This window comes from Bacillus sp. RK1064, from assembly GCF_051488405.1.
Taxonomy (GTDB): Bacteria; Bacillota; Bacilli; order Bacillales; family Bacillaceae; genus Bacillus.
Genome location: NZ_JBPSCZ010000001.1, coordinates 3,115,858 through 3,136,109, shown reverse-complemented (window position 1 = coordinate 3,136,109; position 20,252 = coordinate 3,115,858). Strand labels below are relative to the sequence as shown.

Below are 20,252 nucleotides of genomic sequence, written 5' to 3'. Positions count from 1 at the left end.
GGAGGTTTGATTGCGATGCATTCAACACATCCACCCCATTTAATTTTATTTGACGGTGTCTGCAACGTGTGCAGCGGTGCTGTTCAGTTTGTGATTAAGCGTGATCCAGATGAGCGAATGATGTTTGCTTCATTACAATCAGATACAGGGCAGCGCATTTTAAAAGAAAACGGTTTGCCTTTAGATGAGTTCAATTCATTCATTTATATTGAAAAAGGCACCCTTTATACGAAGTCGACAGGCATCTTAAAAGCCACGCGGCATTTAAAAGGGATCTACAAATGGAGTTATTTACTCATTGCCATTCCCCGCCCTATCCGTGATTGGTTTTATGAGCGGATGGCGAAAAATCGCTACAAATGGTTTGGTCAAAAAACATCTTGTATGATGCCTACACCCGATATTCAAAAACGGTTTCTTTCATAAAAAAGCATCCTCCGATGTTGGAGGATGCTCACATTGTTGACAAAGGGCTAAAATGATTTTTATTTTAGCCCTTTGTCTTCTTTTCAGCGTGACCTGAAAACCTTTGCAGTCTAGGAAGGACGAGTACCGGAGCGGAGCGAATTGAACATTCGTGAGCACCGGAACGCAGCCCTGACACCGAATGCGAGGGTTTGTCTACACGCTGAGCATCCTCCGATGGTGGAGGATGCTTTCTTTGTCTGTTTAAGAAGGCAGACTCGCCATAACACTGTTATAAAGCTTAATAAATAAGTACAAAATGCCGATTAAAAACGTTGCCCAAAACAGAAGAATAAAAATCATAAATCCAATTAAATTCAGCATGGAAAGCGATTGATAAATGCGAACCACAACCCAGATAAAATAGACAAGACTTGCTAAAACAAACAGTCCGACAAGCAGAATCAGCTGCTGCGTCAACAGAAATGCAAGCAAGCTGGCAAATAAATAAACAACGGATGCAATCCGAATTTTCTTTAAGTTCTCCCCTTCAGGATCTTTCGCGAAAAAGAGTAGTGCCAGCTCTAACACCGTATCTGCAATCAGTTTCAAGGCAGATAAAATCATAAAATAAACAAGTGCAAAAGCAGCAAAAAGAGCAAGCCTGATGCCCTGTTCCGAGAAAAATTCCAGCATTCCTTTTAAAATACCTGCTTGAGTCAAGAAATCAGTCGTGATACCTACTGTGAAAATCGAAAAAGCAGAGCTGAATAGTAAAATCGAAATCAGCGGAAAATATCCAGTCAAATATGTATTTTTCATAAATAGATCCTTTCTCATAAGCTCACATTTATTATGGCTCACTTAAAACGGATTGACAAGATGCTTTCAAAGTAAACTGGCAGCAAAATCAAATTTGTGATTTTGCACGTACATTCCTTCACAAACTTACATTTTCCCGTTAAAGTATTACTATTACGAAAAAATCGTGCGTTAGGGGTATACTCGTGAAAAAAACATTAAGACTGCAAACACGGCTGACGATTTTTGTTTGTATCGTTGTCCTGATCTCCCTTTGTATCACATTCTTTACGATCTGGTCGGAAACAGCTAAGAACATTCATCAGCAGGAACGTGACATCGCCCTCTCCACTGCCAAAATGGTCGCAGAGGCTCCGATCACAGCGAAATCATTAGAAGAAAATCGATCATATTCAGCATTGCGTCAATATACAACAAGTGTTCAGCGAATCACCAAAACCGAATTCGTTGTCGTGATGGATATGAACGGTATTCGAAAAACCCATCCAAATCCGCAGAAGATCGGGAAGCGGTTTGCTGGCGGTGATGAAAAACCAGCATTACAGGGTAAAGAACATATTAGTACGGCTTCTGGAACACTTGGCAGATCCATGCGTGCTTTTGTTCCTGTTTATGATCAAGATGGAAAGCAGCTCGGGGCTGTGGCAGTAGGGATTACGTTAAAGGAAATTGACTTGATTATTCATCAAAGCTTACTTCCGCTCTACTTCGTCATATCGCTCAGTCTTCTTTCTGGTATCATCGGAGCACTCATTGTGGCACGAAAAGTGAAGAAGATTATGTTTGGACTAGAGCCAGATGAGATCGCCACACTATTAAAAGAACGAAGCGCCATGCTAGAATCAACAAAAGAAGGGATTCTTGCCGTCGATCAGCACGGTAAAATCAAGCTAGCCAATGCTGAAGCCAAACGGCTCTTTCATAATATGGGCATTATGGTTGACCCTAGAGAACAAGATGTTCAGGCTCTCCTCCCTTCAAGCGGTTTAAAGCAAGTCATTGAAACACGCAAGCCGCTGCTTGACCGCGACGTGAGAATGAACGGACTGGAGCTTGTCTTTAACGAGGTCCCGATTACGGTAAAAGGCGAGATTGTCGGGGCAATCGCCACCTTCCGTGACAAAACAGAAGTCAAACACTTGGCTGAGCAGCTGAGCGGGGTCAAAATGTATGCAAATGCCCTCCGTGCCCAGTCACATGAATTTATGAACAAGCTTCATGTCATTTTAGGATTGGTTCAGCTCAAAAACTACGATGACCTTGGCACCTATATCAAAGATATTGCGATATATCAGCAAACGGAAACAAATGAAATCATCAACCATGTGAAAAACTCTGTTTTAGCAGGATTTTTACTAGGAAAACAAAGCTACATCAGGGAACAAGGCGCGACCTTAGAAGTCATATGCAGCACACAAGTCCCAAATTCAGAGGACCCAGCAGTGACGCATGATCTCATTACCGTGATTGGCAACCTGTTAAATAACGCACTCGATGCTGTTTCTCATACTGAGACGAAAAACATCTCAATCTCATTCCGATACGTCCAGGAGCAGCTTCATATTGAGATTACGGACACAGGTGTTGGTCTCACAAAAGATGAACAAGACATCATGTTTGATCAAGGCTTTTCAACTAAAGGAGAAGACAGAGGATTCGGTCTCTACTTTGTTGACCAAAGCATCAAAAAATTGAACGGACACCTGATTGTCACGAGTGAAAAAGGAGAAGGAACGACCTTTAGTCTCCGCATTCCGTATAAACAAAAGGAGGATTCACATGATTAATGTGTTAATAGTAGAAGATGACCCAATGGTTGGGGAGCTGAACAAACGCTACCTGACCCAAATCGACGGCTTTGAATTAAAAGGGATTGCCACCTCTTTTCAGCAGGCACTGGACATCTTAAAAACAGAAGCCATTCACCTTGTACTGCTCGATATTTATATGCCTGGACAAAATGGACTGGTCCTATTATCAGAAATACGCAAGCAAAATCATTCTGTTGATGTCATTGTCATTTCAGCTGCCAATGAAGTCGACGTGATCCAGCAAACGATGCGAAACGGGGCCGTTGATTATTTAATCAAGCCATTTGAGTTTGAACGTTTCCAATCAGCGCTCTCAGAGTATAAACGTAAACACGCCTTGTACCAAACGATGAACAGCATCTCGCAAAATGATTTAGATGCGAAGCTCTTTCATAAAAAAGCAGAGACAGAAAAAGTCCTTCTGCCAAAAGGCCTGACCAAAAGCACACTCAAACTCATCTGGACAAGTATTCAATCATTCGGTCATCAAGCTTTCACGACCGAAGACCTAGCGAATCATACAGAAATCTCTCAAGTCTCCATTAGAAAATACTTGAAATTCCTTGAGGACATCGAAGTAGTTGATGTCGAAATGGCATACGGGACAATTGGACGTCCTGTTTTCCAATATAAACTCAGTACAACAAATATGAATTTGATTCAGCAATATCTATAATTTGACACATCTGACCTTTTACAGAGGCCTGATGTTTTTTTATGGCACACGATGTCACAAACCCCTTGATATCAGCGGTTCCACTGTAGTAGAGCACATCACAAAAGCGGCATTATATCATATTTCAGCAGATAAAAAGACATCGAATTTAGCCTTTTAACATTTTTTTAAAAATAAAACAAATTTCTATTTATTTATTCGATTGGAAATGATAAATTATGATTGATTAGTTCAACGAGATATAAGTCTGATGTCTTACATCTTCTCTCCTTCCCTCCATAAGTTTCAGGAGAAAGCAGGATAAAATACCCTATTCAGAAGGGTGAGAAGAGGTAGAACGGTCTTTTTTCGCGAGACTTTTCTGAAACTTTTAAATTTTATAGGGGGTTATGTTTTGAAGAAGCGCAAAATTGGACTAGCATTGTCCTTAGTCGTAGCAGCAGGAACCATCCTTGGAGCATGCGGCAACTCTGGCTCAAACAGCGGTGAAAGCAAAAAAGATAAAGATCAATTCACTGTTGCAATGGTAACTGATGTCGGTGGTGTCGATGACAAATCGTTTAACCAATCAGCTTGGGAAGGTTTACAAGCTTTTGGGAAAGACAACAATTTAAAAAAAGGTAAAAACGGCTTTGATTACTTACAATCTAAATCAGACGCTGACTATACAACGAACTTAAACACACTTGCTCGTGAGAAATTCGACCTGATTTATGGAATTGGTTTCTTAATGCAAGATTCTATTAGTGAAATCGCAGATCAACGTAAAAATAATCACTTTGGTATTGTTGATGCAGTTGTGAAAAAAGACAACGTAGCCAGCATTATGTTTAACGAAAATGAAGGATCATTCCTTGTAGGTGTTGCGGCTGCTCTTTCTACAAAATCGAACAAAATCGGTTTTGTTGGCGGCGTTGACTCTGAATTAATCAGAAAATTCGAAGTTGGATTCCGCGCAGGCGTTGAAGCAGCTAACCCGAAAGCAAAAGTGGAAGTGAAATATGCTGGTGCATTCGATAAAGCAGACATCGGTAAAGCAACAGCTGAAAGCATGTACAAATCTGGCGTCGACATCATTTATCACGCAGCTGGCGGTACTGGAACTGGTGTCTTCACAGAAGCAAAAAACCTGAAAAAAGCTGATCCTAACCGTAAAGTTTGGGTTATTGGTGTAGATAAAGACCAGTATGACGAAGGAAAAGTACCTGGAACAAAACAAAGTGTCACTCTTACTTCTATGATTAAGAAAGTAGACACAGCGGTACAAGACTTAACGACGAAAGCAAAAGAAGGTAAATTCCCTGGCGGCGAAGTGATCACATACGGTCTGAAAGAAGGCGCTGTTGACATTTCTCCATCTCAGGACAACCTTGACAAAGATGTATTGAAGAAAGTAGAAGAATGGAAACAAAAAATCATCAAGGGTGAAGTCAAAATCCCTGCAACACGTGATGAACTAAAAGATTTTAAAGCTTAATTTGAGCATCGGGATAAGCGCGCCTTATCCCCTTGCCTCTCCTTTACCTCCTCTTTATTCGTAAAAGGTGGTAAAAGAAAAGCTGCAGCCTCGTTTTGCAGCTTTTCTTTTGCTAGTTTTTATCTTCATCAGCACCCTAAAAAAGGAGCGGTTAAACCTGTGGATTATGTCATTGAAATGTTGAATATACGCAAAGAATTCCCTGGCATTGTAGCAAACGACAACATTACGCTGCAGCTGAAAAAGGGCGAAATTCATGCGCTGCTTGGTGAAAACGGCGCTGGAAAATCAACGCTTATGAACGTGCTTTTCGGTCTTTACCAGCCTGAAAAAGGTGAAATCAAGGTTCACGGAAAACCTGTAACCATTTCTAGCCCAAATGATGCAAGTGATTTAGGCATCGGTATGGTGCATCAACACTTTATGCTTGTCGATACATTCACCGTCGCTGAAAACATCATCTTAGGAAAAGAGCCTAAGAAGTTTGGAAAGATCGACAAAGAACAAGCCATACAGCAAGTACAAGAGCTTTCTGACCGCTATGGTTTAAAAATAGACCCTGCCGCAAAAGTATCTGACATCTCTGTCGGCATGCAGCAGCGTGCAGAAATCTTAAAAACACTTTACCGCGGCGCTGACATTTTGATCTTCGACGAACCAACAGCCGTCTTAACACCTCAAGAAATCAAAGAACTCATACAAATTATGAAAAACTTAATCAATGAAGGCAAATCCATTATTTTAATTACCCATAAGCTGAAAGAAATTATGGATGCCTGTCACCGTGTGACCATTATCCGAAAAGGCCAAGGCATTCGTACACTTGATGTGGAAAGCACAAATAAAGATGAACTTGCGAGCCTCATGGTCGGTCGTGAAGTTTCATTTAAAACAGACAAAAAAGACGCCTCCCCTGCTGAGGAAGTGCTTCAAATTCAAGACCTTACGGTAAAAGACGCGCGAGGAATTGAGGCAGTCAAACATCTCAACCTCTCAGTGAAGGCTGGCGAAATTGTCGGAATTGCTGGAGTAGATGGCAATGGTCAATCTGAATTAATTGAAGCCATTACTGGTCTAAAAAAATCAGAGTCTGGCACGATCATGCTAAACGGGAAAGCCATTCAAAACCTTCCGCCTCGGAAGGTGACCGAATCTGGAATTGGACATATTCCTCAAGACCGTCATAAACACGGACTGGTGCTTGATTTTTCAATTGGAGAAAATATTTCCTTACAAACGTATTATCAGCGCCCATACTCAAAATTTGGCTTGATGAATATGAAAAATATTTACCAAAAAGCAAAACGAATCATTGCGGAGTATGACGTAAGAACACCGAGTGAATATACAGAGGCACGCGCCCTGTCAGGCGGGAACCAGCAAAAAGCCATTATTGGCCGAGAAGTTGACCGCAATCCTGATTTATTAATTGCCGCTCAGCCGACACGAGGACTTGATGTTGGTGCAATTGAATTTGTTCATAAGCGTCTGATTGAGCAAAGGGACTCAGGGAAAGCCGTCCTGCTCATCTCCTTTGAGCTTGATGAAATTATCAATGTCAGTGATAAAATCGCTGTTATTTTCGAAGGCAGCATTATTGCCACCGTTGATCCAAAAGAAACAACAGAGCAAGAGCTTGGTCTATTAATGGCTGGAAGTACGCAACAGGAAGTGGGGAACGAAGCAAATGTCTAATCGCTTAACAAATCTGCTAATTCCGCTTATAGCCATTGTACTTGGTCTTTTTGTTGGGGCCATTATTATGCTGGCAAGCGGTTATAGTGTCATCGAAGGCTATGGCGCCCTTTGGAATGGCGTCTTCGGTGAAACCTATTATATGGGAGAAACCATCAGACAAGTTACACCTTACATTTTATCAGGACTTGCTGTTGCTTTTGCATTTCGGACTGGTCTCTTTAATATCGGTGTAGAAGGTCAAATGCTGATTGGCTGGGTAGCTGCTGTATGGATCGGTACAACTGTCCATGCACCTATGTATATCCATCTGCCGCTTGCCCTCATCACCGCAGCTGCTGCTGGTGCATTATGGGGCTTTATTCCTGGGTTTTTAAAGGCTCGTTTTTATGTTCATGAAGTGATTGTCACGATCATGATGAACTACATTGCCCTTCATGTTACAAATTATCTGATCTCAAATGTCTTAACAAATAATAAAGATAAAACAGAAAAAATCGATGCCACTGCCTCGCTTCGCTCTGGTTTCTTTGAACAAATCACCGATTTCTCCCGGATGCATAATGGTATTTTTGTTGCCATTATTGCTGCGGTCGTGATGTGGGTCATTATTCAAAAAACCTCTAAAGGCTTTGAATTGCGGGCTGTTGGAATGAACCAGCAGGCCTCCCATTATGCCGGTATGAACGTTCGCCGCAATATCATTTATGCGATGCTCATTTCAGGTGCTTTTGCAGGTCTTGCAGGCGCAATGGAAGGTCTTGGTACATTTGAATATGCTTCAATTAAAGGCTCTTTTACCGGTGTAGGTTTTGATGGAATCGCCGTCGCTTTATTAGGTGGAAATACTGCTGTTGGTGTTGTTCTTGCTGCGCTGCTGCTTGGTGGATTGAAGGTCGGTGCTTTAAATATGCCGCTTGAATCTGGCGTACCGACTGAGGTCGTTGATATTGTCATAGCGATCATTATTCTTTTCGTCGCCTCAAGCTATATTATCCGTCTTGTGATGAACCAAATGAAGAAAAAGGGGGGAAAATAAGTGGGATTTCTGCAAATTCTTGAAATCATCGTCCCAGCAACACTTGTCTATGCTGCACCACTTATTTTAACCGCTCTTGGAGGCGTCTTTTCAGAAAGATCAGGTGTTGTGAATATCGGTCTTGAAGGTTTGATGGTCGTCGGAGCATTTTCTAGTATTATCTTTAACTTATTTTATGCTGATACGTTTGGGGCCTTGACCCCGTGGCTTGGGCTCCTCGTCGGTATGGCAATTGGCGGATTGTTCTCTTTGATTCATGCAGTTGCGACCATTACATTCCGGGCTGATCAAACGGTCAGTGGTGTTGCTATTAACATGCTGGCACTTGGCGCTACACTGTTTGTCGTGAAACTCATTTACGGGAAAGCACAAACAGATAAAATTACAGAGCCTTTCTATAAAGGTGATATTCCCCTTTTAAGTGACATTCCGATAATTGGCGATATATTCTTTAAAGATGTTTATTATACGTCCATACTGGCATTAGCGCTTGCGGTTGTTGCTTGGTTTGTTTTATTTAAAATGCCGTTTGGTCTTCGTCTTCGTGCAGTCGGAGAACATCCAATGGCTGCTGATACAATGGGAATCAAAGTGTACCGGATGCGCTATATCGGCGTCTTTATTAGTGGACTGTTTGGTGGTCTTGGCGGAGCTGTTTATGCGTCGACCATCGCACTTGATTTCTCACATGCTACCATTACTGGACAAGGCTTCATCGCACTAGCTGCGCTTGTCTTCGGTAAATGGCACCCATTCGGCGCAATGGGCGCTGCTTTATTCTTTGGATTTGCTCAAAGTTTAAGCATCATTGGCTCTCTCCTGCCGCTCTTCCAAGATATACCGAACGTGTATATGCTTATTGCACCATATGTGCTTACCATCCTAGCACTCACTGGCTTCATCGGCCGGGCAGATGCACCGAAAGCACTTGGGACCCCTTATTTAAAAGGAAAACGATAAATACGATGTATGATCAATCCTCTGAAGGACAAACTACCTTCAGGGGATTTTTGTATGATAAAAACATAAAAACTCCTGTTTATTTTACTTTTATTACACTTAATTTAGTTTAATAAATAGATGAGTGTCACAGAATCTTCTACAATTGAGTCAAATAGCATTTGGGGGTGTTTATGTGGCTAATACACAACAATTGAAATCGATTACAGACGATTCTGACAATAATAAAAGCGTTTTCCGTAAGATCATGTCTTGGAAAATTGGTGTTATTGACTTACCTGTGTATTTAGTACTTGCAGCGATTATTTTAACTGCCGCTTATTTTAATAAAATTCCAGCAAATATGCTTGGTGGTTTCGCTGTTATTATGATTTTGGGGATTTTCCTTGGAGATATAGGACAACGTATTCCGATCTTAAAAGATATTGGTGGACCGGCGATTCTTTCTTTATTCGTACCATCGTTCCTGGTCTTTTTTCATGTTCTGAATCCGAACTCGTTGGAAGCGGTTACGTCTCTTATGAAAACGTCGAACTTCCTTTACTTCTATATTTCTGCTCTTGTAGTAGGTAGTATTCTTGGGATGCAGCGAACTGTTTTAGTACAAGGCCTTATTCGTATGTTTGTTCCTCTTGTTGCAGGTACAATTGCAGCTGTGACTGCTGGAATTCTTGTTGGTCTTTTAGTTGGTTACACACCGCATCATTCGTTCTTCTTTATTATTGTTCCGATTATTGCCGGTGGTGTTGGTGAAGGAATTTTGCCATTATCTATTGCTTATTCACAAATTCTTGGTGTATCAGCAGAGTCATTAATTTCTCAATTAATTCCTGCTGCCGTCATTGGGAACGTCATTGCCATTATCTGTGCTGGCGCAATGAAGAAGCTTGGTGAAAAACGTCCTGAACTAAACGGGAATGGCCGTCTTGTAAAATCAAAAGAGGCAAATGAAATTTTTGAACAGCCTGATATGGATCCAAAAGTTGATTTCGGGTTAATGGGTGCTGGTGTACTCGTTGCTTGTACAACGTTCATTTTTGGTGGTTTGTTAGAAAGCTTTGTTCATATTCCAGGTCCAATCTTAATGATTGTTCTTGCCGCTTTAATCAAATACTTAAACGTGATGCCTCAGCATCTGCAAGATGGCTCACAGCAGTTCTACAAGTTTGTATCAAGAAGCTTTACATGGCCGCTTATGGTCGGTCTAGGGATTCTATACATTCCACTTGATGATGTTGCAACAGTGATTTCTATTCCATTTGTTTGTGTATGTATCGCTGTCGTTCTTGGAATGGTTGGTTCAGGTTACTTCGTTGGGAAATTGATGAACATGTACCCAGTAGAATCTGCGATTGTGACAGGCTGTCACAGCGGACTTGGCGGTACTGGTGACGTTGCGATCCTTTCAGCTTCTGGAAGAATGGGTCTGATGCCTTTCGCACAAGTATCTACACGTCTTGGCGGAGCAGCAACTGTGATCTGCGCAACAATCTTACTTAGAATGTTTACTTAATCAAACAATAAAAAGCATGGGCTCTATTACGGGCACATGCTTTTTTTATATTTCTTTTCTCCTATAAGGGTTTTATTCTTCGGCAGAGACCACGCGTATATATTCTCTTGGCTGGAATGGATATTGTCTTGCCTCTTGATAGGTCATATAGAGAAGATGTTCTGAAAACAACGGCCATTCACTTTCCGCCTGCCACCTTTTTTGATCATTTCGTTCTATGAAGAATGCTCCTCCTAAAATCGTGCAGAATATGCTTAAGCTGATGCCCGCTTTTAGTTTCATGTAATCAGCTCCTTTAAGAAAAGCATGTACGAAATACAAAACAATATACAATGAGTTTCATTTTTGATAAAATATTTTTTGTGGTCAAAAGAACTCAAAACAAATACAGTTTACTGTAAATCAGTTCAAACCAATGCACTATGTCTGTATTTACGCTATAATTTTATTTACCAGTTCTTTAGAACGTGAATTTATATTGATTGAAGGAGGTTTATTTTCTTGCAGCTTATTCACTTCGCCATCCTATCGCCTTTTTTGCTTGCGTTTGTTGTGCCTTTTCTTTTTAAATACGTAAAGCGTATACATACAGGGTGGTTTGTTCTTATCTTGCCTATTCTATTATTTAGCTATTTTGTCCAGATGATTACGATGACATCAAATGGACGAACGTTATTTTCACAGGTCGAATGGATTCCTTCTCTAGGAATGAATTTCACTGTGTATGTAGACGGTCTTAGTTTGTTATTTGCGCTATTGATTACAGGTATTGGCGCACTTGTCGTCTTGTACAGTATTTTCTACTTATCAAAAGAAAAAGAACAGCTTGGCTCTTTCTATACGTATTTGTTAATGTTTATGACCGCTATGCTCGGTGTCGTTCTATCTGACAACATGGTGGTTCTTTACTTGTTTTGGGAGCTGACAAGTATTTCTTCCTTCCTCTTAATTGGGTATTGGTATAAGCGGGAACGCTCTAGATATGGAGCAACCAAATCACTGCTTATTACTGTTTTTGGCGGATTAGCTATGCTTGGTGGCTTCATCCTCATCTACCTGATAACTGATTCATTCAGTATTCGTGAAGCAGTCAATCAGCTTCAGCTCATTATGGCATCACCTTACTTTATCCCTGCCATGATTCTGATCTTACTTGGTGCCTTTACGAAATCAGCGCAGTTCCCATTTTATATCTGGCTGCCTGATGCAATGGAAGCACCTACCCCTGTGAGCAGTTATCTGCATTCTGCTACGATGGTGAAAGCTGGTATTTATCTTGTTGCCCGCTTCAGTCCAATCTTTGCTATTTCAGAGGTGTGGTTTTGGACCATATCCATCGTTGGACTTGTGACATTATTTTGGGGATCATTCCACGCCGTTCGTCAAAACGATTTAAAAGCCATTCTTGCCTTTTCTACCGTTAGTCAGCTCGGGATGATTATGCTTATGCTGGGTGTAGGAGCAGCTGCAATCCATGAAAACAACCCCGCCTTTTTCGGCGCGGCCGTTCTCGCTGCGATCTTCCATTTAATTAATCATGCCACGTTTAAAGGCAGTCTCTTTATGGCGGCTGGTATCATTGATCACGAAACAGGCACTCGTGACATTCGGAAATTAGGCGGTTTAATGACCATCATGCCGATTACCTTTACGATTACGTTAATCGGTACATTCTCAATGGCTGGACTCCCGCCATTTAACGGCTTCTTAAGTAAAGAGCTGTTTTTCACAAGTATGCTACGTATTTCTGAGATTAACTTTACAGATATTTCGACATGGGGCGCTATTTTCCCAGCGATTGCTTGGCTCGCTAGTGTCTTTACGTTCATTTACAGTATGATGCTTCTCTTTAAAACATTTAGAGGCAATCTTCAGTTAAATCAATTAGAAAAAAAGCCGCATGAAGCACCGATTGGTATGCTCATCCCGCCAATTATCCTTGCTGCACTTGTGGTCACCTTTTTCTTCTTCCCAAATATTCTAGCTTATTCTGTCATTGAACCTGCGATTGCAGCCATTATTCCCGATGCGATTGATCCAGGAAAACGGTTTGTTGTCAAAATTGAAGCATGGCACGGCTTTCAGCCAGAGCTTTATATGACAATAGGTGTTGTAGCTTTAGGGATTATCGGATATTTGACGTTGTCGAAATGGCGTCCAATGTACAACATATTTAAGGAGAAATGGTCATTTAACTCCTTATATGACCGTTCACTGATCGGCTTAGAAAAAGGCTCCTATCGCCTGACGAACAGTTATATGACCGGTTTCCTTCGTGATTACCTTGTCTATGTGTTTGGGTTCATGATTATCGTGCTTGGGAGTGTCATGTTTTATCAGAATGCCTTCTCATTTAATATGGAGCATGCTGCTCCAATCGGCACGTACGAGGTCATTCTGTCATTAGTGATGATAGCAGCAACCCTCACGACTGTGTTTGCTCGTTCTCGCTTAACAGCCATTATCGGGCTAGGTGTCATGGGGTATACGCTGTCACTATTTTTTGTTATTTTCAGGGCACCTGACCTTGCCCTCACCCAGTTAATTATTGAAACAATTTCTGTGGCACTGTTTTTACTTTGCTTCTATCACTTGCCAAAGCTGAGCATGAAGCAAAAAACAAGGAAATTTAAAATGACCAATCTCATTATTTCAGTAGGTGTTGGTGTCATTGTGACATGCCTTGCTTTCGCTTCAACAAGCAATCAGTCACTTGATACGATTGCGTCTTACTTTATTGAAAACAGCTACAAGCTTGCAGGCGGAGACAACATTGTCAATGTCATCCTTGTTGATTTTAGGGGCTTTGATACACTCTTTGAAATTACCGTACTTGCCATTGCGGCACTCGGTATTTATGGATTATTAAAGGCACAAGGAAAACGGAAGAGAGGCGTGCGGCGATGAGGAAGATTGATACGAATGATATGCTCTTACAAGTCACAACAAAAATCACAGCATTCATCATCCTGCTTTTTTCCCTTCACTTATTTCTTGCGGGACATAACAATCCTGGCGGGGGGTTCATTGGCGGCCTGATGAGTGCTGGGGCTGTCGTTCTTCTGCTTTTAGCCTATGATCTGAAAACAGTGAGACGTATTCTGCCCTTTAACTTTATTTATGTTGCAGCGACCGGGCTGCTCGTCGCGATCCTGACGGGTATGGGATCATTTCTATTCGGTGCACCTTTTCTATCCCATGCATTTGATTATTTCCAACTGCCGTTTTTAGGGAAAACAGAACTGGCGACAGCCGTACTGTTTGATATCGGTGTGTATTTGGTTGTTGTCGGTGTCACCATGACCATTATTCAAACGATTGGAGAGAAGGAATAATGGAATTTCTAATGTCTATTATCGTCGGTATAATTTTTATGGCGGCGACCTATTTAATGCTTTCAAAAAGCCTTCTGCGGGTCATCGTCGGTACTGCTGTTTTGAGTCACGGCGTCCATTTGCTTCTTTTAACAATGGGCGGCTTAAAAAAAGGAGCTCCTCCTATTTTAAAAGAGGGGCTCACATCCTATGTAGATCCATTACCACAAGCATTAATTTTAACAGCCATTGTCATTGCTTTTGGTGTGACATCCTTTTTACTTGTCATGGCCTTCCGTGCCTTCCAAGAGCTGCGAACAGATGACATGGATCAAATGAGAGGAAATGATCAGCATGAATAATCTCGTGATCCTGCCTATTTTAATTCCATTATTAGCTGCTACACTATTGATCTTTATGAATAAGAACATCATGCTGTCAAGAGGCTTTAGTGTGTTTGCTTCGCTCTCAGCCATTGTCTGTAATGTGTATTTAGTCCAAACCATTTTTACAAATGGGATTCAAACCCTCTATTTAGGAGGCTGGAAAGCACCATTTGGGATTGCCCTTGTGGCCGATCAGTTTGCTGCGCTCCTTGTGCTGACCGCTTCCGTCGTTGGGCTAGTGACAGTTCTTTTCTCCTTTCAAACGATTGGGAAGGAAAAGGAGCGGCTGTTCTATTACTCTGGCGTTCAGTTTTTGTTAGCTGGCGTAAGTGGGGCCTTTTTAACAGGCGATATTTTCAACCTGTTTGTATTTTTTGAGTTACTGCTAATGGCGTCTTACATGCTCATTGTGTTAGGCGGTTCAAAGCCTCAGCTTCGTGAATCACTCAAATACATTGTGTTTAACATCATCTCATCGGCTTTATTTATCGTCGGTGTCGCTTGTTTATATGCAGTCACTGGTACACTGAATATGGCTGATTTAAGTGTGAAGATCGCTGAATCAGGGCAAACAGGATTAATCACTGTCATTTCCATTCTGTTCCTCATTGTATTTGGCTTAAAAGCTGGGATCTTCCCGCTTTATTTCTGGCTGCCAGGATCATATCATGCACCGCCAGCGGCTATTTCTGCTCTATTTGGCGCACTGCTGACAAAGGTTGGTTTATATGCGATTGCCAGAGTCTTTACGTTAATTTTTATACATGATACAGGGTTTACACATACACTCATGGCTTGGTTTGCCGCTCTAACAGTGATATTCGGTGTGATTGGCTCTATTGCTTATTCTGATGTGCAAAAGATCGTGATCTATAACATTGTCACAGCCGTGGGGGTCATTTTGTTTGGGATTGCTGCCAATACACCTGCCTCACTCCAAGGGGCCATTTATTATCTCATTCATGACATGGTGATTAAAGGCGCTTTATTTATGCTGGCAGGTGCACTCTTCGTGTACGCTGGCACAAACCACTTGAAAAAGATGGGCGGGCTGATTCAATCTCAGCCTTTACTAGGGTGGATGTTTTTCATTTCGGCTTTATCACTGGCAGGAATTCCGCCGCTGAGTGGCTTTGTTGGAAAGCTAAAGATTGTAGAAGGTGGTTTTTCTGCTGGACACATGACCTTTTCTATCCTTGTCTTACTGTCCAGCCTTCTTGTCCTTTATTCGATTATGAGAATCTTCATGCTCGCATTTTGGGGCGAGGAACAAGATATGCGAAGAAGGAAACCGTCGATTAAAGGAATGGTGTACCCTGGCGTACTGCTTGTGATCTTGTCGCTTGCCATTGGGTTAGGGACAGAGTTCATTGCCCCTTATATCAATCAAGCAGCGGAAATGCTATCAACACCAGAAAAATATATTCAAGCTGTGCTGAAGGAGTAGATAAACATGGCCTTTCAAATATTACTAAACGCTCTCCTCGCCTTTACATGGATGTTTATGAATGATACTTACAGAGCCGCAGACTTTGTATCAGGCTTTGTACTAGGGATGGTCGCCATTTTTATGTTTCGGCGATTTTTCCCGCAGCGTTTTTACGGCTATGCCCTTTTTGCGATTTTCAAGCTCGTATTGATTTTTATTCGGGAGCTGCTTCTTGCCAATTTAAGTGTATTAAAGACCGTATTATCTCCAAAGCTCACAATTAAGCCCGGTATTTTCGCCTTTCGTACGGACTTGAAAACGGATTGGGAAATCACCATACTGGCTAACATGATTACATTGACACCAGGTACACTCGTCATTGATATTTCTGATGATCGTTCAATTTTGTACATTCATGCGATGGATATTGAAGATGCAGAAAAAGCCATTCACGATATCCGGGTTTCATTTGAAAAAGCGATTCAGGAGGTGAGTGGTAAGTAATGGAGCTCATATTACAAATGTCACTTGGCATTCTTGCACTGTCCACCCTTCTTTTTGTTATACGGGTTATCAAAGGTCCCTCTATTCCTGATCGTGTAAGTGCACTTGATGCGATAGGAATCAATTTAATTGGGATGACAGCCATCGTTTCCATTTTGCTGAAAACGACAACGTTCTTTGAAATTATTTTACTGCTCGGTATCCTTGCCTTTATCGGCACTGTCGCTTTTTCCAAATTCCTTGAGAAAGGGGAAGTGATTGAAAATGATCGTCATCGCTAAAGCTATTGTCATTTTCTTTATCCTGCTTGGCGCCATCCTTTGTCTCATTTCAGCCATTGGCGTTCTTCGCCTGCCAGATGTTTATACACGAATGCATGCTGCATCAAAAGCATCGACACTTGGTGTTGTCCTCATATTAGTTGGGGTATTCTTTCACGAATGGTTTCTTGCAGGCATTATTTCTGCGAAGATTCTACTTGGGATTGTCTTTATCTTTTTAACAGCTCCGGTCGGCGCACACTTGATCGGAAGAGCCGCCTACAATACTGGAGTCAAGATGGACAAACGAAGTGTACAAGATGATTATGGTGGTTTTCGTAACTTCGTGATTAAACGAAAAGAAGACTCGTACTTATAAACCGAAAGAAGGACCTCACATGTGAGGTCCTTCTTTTATTTCTATAAAAAAAACATTTTATGGATCAATCCAACCTAAAAAAAGCTTCCGCTGCACCGGGAGCTTTTTTATATGCGATCAATGATAGCAAGTGTGCATCTTGACGTACAGATGTGCCGGTCCCGATCATCTTTAATATCAATTTGAAATACCATTGTACGGCGCCCTACATGTACAGGAACAGCCGTCGCTGTCACTACTCCATCACGTACAGATTTTAAATGGTTGGCATTGATTTCAATCCCTGAGCAAACTTGCTGAGTTAAGTCTAAATGAGCCGCAGCCCCCATGCTTGCCACTGTTTCTGCTAGAGCAGCAGATGCTCCTCCGTGCAGCAGTCCAAATGGCTGTTTTGTTCTGTGATCGACTGGCATTGTCGCCACGCATCGTGACTTATTACACTCTACAATCTCAATCCCAAGTGCCTCAAGCAGTGTATTTGATCCACTCACTTCCATCAGGGTTCTCTCCCTTCACACGTTTACAGCACACTTTCAGATTTTGCAATTAACACCGCTTCGGTTCGAGAGCCAACATTCAGCTTATTAAAGATGGACGTCAAGCTGTATTCAATCGAGCGTTTGCTCAAATGAAGCACATCGGCAATCTCTTGGTTCGTGTATCCTTTTTCCACTTCTCTGAGGATCAAACACTCTCGCTCTGTTAACAGCTCATGATCGGTCTGCTGCGCCTGTTCTGGCTTTTCTTGCTGCTGTGAAATTAATTTCTTTAAATAGGATAGCTGAATGACAACTTCTCCTTGCAATGTGCGGTGTATGTATTCAATAATTTTGTCTTTTGTCTCTGTTTTACTAATTGCCCCGTGCAATCCAGCCCGAATGGCCTCTTCAAAATAATCATCTACTTCATACCCTGTATAAATGATAATTTTCACTTGTTGGTTGGTTTCTAGAATTTGTTTCGCAATGTCCATTCCATTGATATCCCCGAGATTTAAATCCATCAAAATCACATCATAGATGGAAAAGTCATGCGTCTTTAAAAAGGCGGCTTCTGCATCAGGACTTAAACAATCGACTGATAGCTGCTGATCTGATTCTAATATGCTTTTTGTCCCTTCCATGACAGCCGGATGATCATCAATGACCAATATCTTCTTCATGTCTTCCTCCCTTTAAATCACTCACTTCCATTTTATATAAAAGACTTGGCAGATGCCAAGTCTTATTCCTTAATAAATCGTTACAATTCCATTTCAATTTTCACCTTCAGTCCTTTTTCTGGGGCTGTGTGAATGTGAAGCTTCCCATTTAACGCCTTGACTCGTTCTCTGATTCCCGAGAGGCCCATGCTCATGGTGTGCTGATCAAGATGGCTTGCATCAAAACCGACTCCATCATCCTCGTAGTGAAGAACAACCTGATCTTTAATACAAATCAGCATCACTAACACTTGAGTGGCTTGGGAGTGCTTCAGGGCATTGGATAACAGCTCCTGAACAATTCGGTAAATATTCAGCTGTGAATCAATATCAATGTCCAGTTCTTTATCAAAGCGTGTTGTATTCAGCCGGATATGAAACGGTGCTTCCTCCTGAATTTGAGAAGTCAGCTTCGACATCGCCTTGACTAAACCTAAATCGTACAGCAGCTGCGGCCGAAGTTCATGACATGTTTCTCTCGTGGTTTGAATCACCTTAGACATTTGTTCATTCCATGAGATAAGCGATTGTTCAATAGACGTTGGGCATTGATCGTTTTGGAAATTCGTTAAAAACATCTCTGACTGTCTTTTCAGCGATATCAAATCCTGCAGCACGGAATCATGAAGATCCCTCGCTAAATCGGAGCGCTGTTTTTCTTCCATCGCAAACATGACTTTTTTCAGCCAAGCAGGATTCGCTTCACGCTGCTTCAAATCTTCAAGATGCTCCATCAATTCTTCGATCTTGACGACATTTTCTAAACTGACACTTGTATAAAAAGCCAATGTTTTCAGCCAAGAAATCTCATCACGCGTCAATTTCGGTGTCTGTAAATTGGATAAACAGCAAATCATAAACGAGTGACCGCCCCGCTCGCCAATTTTCATCATAAACCCTTTATCAAGCTCAATGATTTTCCCGACTTCCCCTAAAATATCCTGAAATTGATCCACATACTCTTTCCATAGATTGCTATCACCTGAAGATTCATCAATCTCTTCAATCTGTCCATCTGGCTTCACTTCAAGCACAAAGGCTTTATTAACAACAAGCACTTCTAAAATGGTGTATTTCAAATGATACAGCACTTGATGAAGTGATGACGCCTCACGAATAAGCTGCGTAAATTTAAACACGCTGTCCTGGTAATTATGCTTCTCTGAAAAACGCTTCAGACGAAAACGGAAATCTAGAATTTCTTTGAAATAGAAAACAGCCAGCATGAGCGCGTAGGTGATTAATGCGAGCTTCAGTGTGTACTTCAAATCTTCTGGTTTTTGCAGAATATAAAACGTGACAACAACAAAAATGGTCGGTGTGATGGCTAGAAAGCCATAGTACCTCAGTCTGCTAATCAAAAAATCCATATTGTAAAGTTTGTTCGTCATGAATTGGTAGACGAGAGAAAAAGGAATTAACAAAACGATTGATGTCAGAATAAAAGGATCAATCAAATACTTATCAAAAAACACATAGGGAATAACAAAAAAGAGAATGAATGGACTGAACGACAAAACATTCATAATGGCAAAAAACTTTAAAACTGAACCATGTGCTGTTTTTTTATATTTCTTCATTCCTCTGACTATTAAATAAAGAGCTACTAAAACTGTTCCGAAAAAAAACAGCAAACTGATACTAGGAACATATTTTCTCAATTCAGATGACACCGAAACCCCGCTATGTACGGCAAGGTTAAAAATAGGGATCAAATATAAGTACCTGATGAGCTTTGGATTCGTTAAATGCACATCAAATTCCTTGAAATATTGATAGATAAAATGAATATATAAGATAGACACACTTGATAAACACAATAAGAGAACATAATGGCTAAATCTATCACCAATTCCTGACGTACCTGCACTCAGATACCCAATACAAATTGACAATAAGAATAAAATTAATAAAAATGCAGATTTTCGTTGCGGTTCTTTGTTAATTTTAATAATAAAAAAGATACAGAATAAGCATATTGAATATAGAAGAAGAGGGATTAAATAGACAAATAAGCTTTCGCGACCAATCAACGTCTTATTTTTAAGTGATATGATTTGGTTGCCTCTTTGTATATCAATTCTTTGTACATTTCTAAGCTTACCATTGATCATGTGGTCTTGAATTAAATTAGATTGTCCGTTTATCTTTAGTATAATATCTCCTTCTTTTAACCCCGACGAATAAGCTAAAGAAAGATATTCAACGTCAACAACTTCCGTTTGACCGTTTTCATTCTTTTCTACACGTGCACCATTAAAAATATCAAATACATAGATATATGAAATATAGATCACAAATAAAAAAGATAAAAATACAAGAAACGTGGACAATTTTGTATAGGTAAGCTTCATTTTTAAAACATCCTTAAGAAAGATCAT

General features: G+C 40.9%; 20 protein-coding genes. 15 read left to right on the top strand and 5 right to left on the bottom strand.

All coding sequences use genetic code 11. The features are described from left to right. Window positions 1-15 precede the first annotated feature (15 nt). A complete protein-coding gene (locus tag ACSSTM_RS15975) occupies window positions 16-426 on the top strand; it encodes a thiol-disulfide oxidoreductase DCC family protein (RefSeq protein WP_034659802.1) in 411 nt (136 codons plus the stop codon). A gap of 243 nt (window positions 427-669) precedes the next feature. Here ACSSTM_RS15975 and ACSSTM_RS15970 read toward each other — a convergent pair whose 3' ends face one another. Beyond that, entirely contained in the window at window positions 670-1,227 is a 558-nt protein-coding gene (locus ACSSTM_RS15970) for a DUF5366 family protein (protein WP_095285841.1), read from the bottom strand. A gap of 185 nt (window positions 1,228-1,412) precedes the next feature. Between ACSSTM_RS15970 and malK the strand changes: the two genes are divergently transcribed. The 7 genes from malK to ACSSTM_RS15935 all read left to right on the top strand — a co-directional run bounded on the left by malK (window position 1,413) and on the right by ACSSTM_RS15935 (window position 10,398). Next, window positions 1,413-3,014, top strand: a complete 1,602-nt coding sequence (malK, locus tag ACSSTM_RS15965; RefSeq protein ID WP_095285840.1) for a malate sensor histidine kinase MalK — start codon at window positions 1,413-1,415, stop codon at window positions 3,012-3,014. Further along, on the top strand, window positions 3,007-3,714 hold the full coding sequence (locus tag ACSSTM_RS15960) for a response regulator (RefSeq protein WP_034659808.1): 708 nt from the start codon (window positions 3,007-3,009) through the stop codon (window positions 3,712-3,714). Before malK ends, ACSSTM_RS15960 begins: the two co-directional genes overlap by 8 nt. A 394-nt stretch (window positions 3,715-4,108) precedes the next feature. Next, window positions 4,109-5,191 carry a BMP family lipoprotein gene (locus tag ACSSTM_RS15955; protein ID WP_034659810.1) on the top strand — a complete coding sequence of 361 codons (1,083 nt, stop codon included), beginning with the start codon at window positions 4,109-4,111 and terminating at the stop codon, window positions 5,189-5,191. A 159-nt stretch (window positions 5,192-5,350) separates the two neighbouring features. Further along, window positions 5,351-6,886: an ABC transporter ATP-binding protein gene (locus ACSSTM_RS15950; protein ID WP_437404242.1), complete on the top strand. Its 1,536-nt coding sequence runs from the start codon at window positions 5,351-5,353 to the stop codon at window positions 6,884-6,886. Beyond that, window positions 6,879-7,925, top strand: coding sequence for an ABC transporter permease (locus ACSSTM_RS15945; RefSeq protein ID WP_003212654.1), 1,047 nt, complete (start codon window positions 6,879-6,881; stop codon window positions 7,923-7,925). Before ACSSTM_RS15950 ends, ACSSTM_RS15945 begins: the two co-directional genes overlap by 8 nt. After that, window positions 7,926-8,885 (top strand): ABC transporter permease, encoded by a 960-nt coding sequence (locus ACSSTM_RS15940; protein ID WP_060597207.1) that lies wholly within the window; start codon window positions 7,926-7,928, stop codon window positions 8,883-8,885. Window positions 8,886-9,060: 175 nt separating this feature from the next. Further along, window positions 9,061-10,398, top strand: a complete 1,338-nt coding sequence (locus ACSSTM_RS15935; RefSeq protein ID WP_003213451.1) for a 2-hydroxycarboxylate transporter family protein — start codon at window positions 9,061-9,063, stop codon at window positions 10,396-10,398. Window positions 10,399-10,470: 72 nt separating this feature from the next. Here the strand turns inward: ACSSTM_RS15935 and ACSSTM_RS15930 are convergent, their stop codons facing one another. After that, window positions 10,471-10,680 (bottom strand): hypothetical protein, encoded by a 210-nt coding sequence (locus ACSSTM_RS15930; protein ID WP_012011099.1) that lies wholly within the window; start codon window positions 10,678-10,680, stop codon window positions 10,471-10,473. A gap of 219 nt (window positions 10,681-10,899) precedes the next feature. On the opposite strand from ACSSTM_RS15930, the gene ACSSTM_RS15925 reads away from it, so the two are divergent. From ACSSTM_RS15925 to mnhG, 7 genes are read left to right on the top strand one after another with little or no spacing between them, the layout of a single operon-like run. Then, the gene (locus ACSSTM_RS15925) at window positions 10,900-13,305 is read left to right on the top strand and encodes a Na+/H+ antiporter subunit A (RefSeq protein ID WP_342689187.1); all 2,406 of its coding nucleotides are present in this window, start codon (window positions 10,900-10,902) and stop codon (window positions 13,303-13,305) included. Continuing rightward, complete coding sequence (locus tag ACSSTM_RS15920; protein WP_034317176.1) at window positions 13,302-13,733, top strand: Na(+)/H(+) antiporter subunit B; 432 nt, start codon at window positions 13,302-13,304, stop codon at window positions 13,731-13,733. The genes ACSSTM_RS15925 and ACSSTM_RS15920 overlap by 4 nt, the downstream gene beginning before the upstream one ends. Beyond that, window positions 13,733-14,074 carry a Na(+)/H(+) antiporter subunit C gene (locus tag ACSSTM_RS15915; RefSeq protein ID WP_003213576.1) on the top strand — a complete coding sequence of 114 codons (342 nt, stop codon included), beginning with the start codon at window positions 13,733-13,735 and terminating at the stop codon, window positions 14,072-14,074. Before ACSSTM_RS15920 ends, ACSSTM_RS15915 begins: the two co-directional genes overlap by 1 nt. Beyond that, a complete protein-coding gene (locus tag ACSSTM_RS15910) occupies window positions 14,067-15,545 on the top strand; it encodes a Na+/H+ antiporter subunit D (RefSeq protein ID WP_034659818.1) in 1,479 nt (492 codons plus the stop codon). The genes ACSSTM_RS15915 and ACSSTM_RS15910 overlap by 8 nt, the downstream gene beginning before the upstream one ends. Window positions 15,546-15,551: 6 nt before the next feature. Beyond that, window positions 15,552-16,031, top strand: a complete 480-nt coding sequence (locus ACSSTM_RS15905; RefSeq protein WP_034659819.1) for a Na+/H+ antiporter subunit E — start codon at window positions 15,552-15,554, stop codon at window positions 16,029-16,031. Next, window positions 16,031-16,312: a Na(+)/H(+) antiporter subunit F1 gene (locus tag ACSSTM_RS15900; protein WP_008345849.1), complete on the top strand. Its 282-nt coding sequence runs from the start codon at window positions 16,031-16,033 to the stop codon at window positions 16,310-16,312. Before ACSSTM_RS15905 ends, ACSSTM_RS15900 begins: the two co-directional genes overlap by 1 nt. Continuing rightward, entirely contained in the window at window positions 16,296-16,670 is a 375-nt protein-coding gene (mnhG, locus tag ACSSTM_RS15895) for a monovalent cation/H(+) antiporter subunit G (RefSeq protein WP_003213369.1), read from the top strand. Before ACSSTM_RS15900 ends, mnhG begins: the two co-directional genes overlap by 17 nt. 107 nt (window positions 16,671-16,777) lie before the next feature. Here mnhG and ACSSTM_RS15890 read toward each other — a convergent pair whose 3' ends face one another. From ACSSTM_RS15890 to ACSSTM_RS15880, 3 genes are all read right to left on the bottom strand, one after another. Continuing rightward, on the bottom strand, window positions 16,778-17,167 hold the full coding sequence (locus ACSSTM_RS15890; RefSeq protein ID WP_437404241.1) for a hotdog fold thioesterase: 390 nt from the start codon (window positions 17,165-17,167) through the stop codon (window positions 16,778-16,780). Window positions 17,168-17,190: 23 nt separating this feature from the next. After that, entirely contained in the window at window positions 17,191-17,832 is a 642-nt protein-coding gene (locus ACSSTM_RS15885; RefSeq protein ID WP_058013793.1) for a response regulator transcription factor, read from the bottom strand. 80 nt (window positions 17,833-17,912) lie between these two features. Continuing rightward, window positions 17,913-20,225, bottom strand: coding sequence for an ATP-binding protein (locus ACSSTM_RS15880; RefSeq protein WP_095285837.1), 2,313 nt, complete (start codon window positions 20,223-20,225; stop codon window positions 17,913-17,915). Window positions 20,226-20,252: the final 27 nt, after the last annotated feature.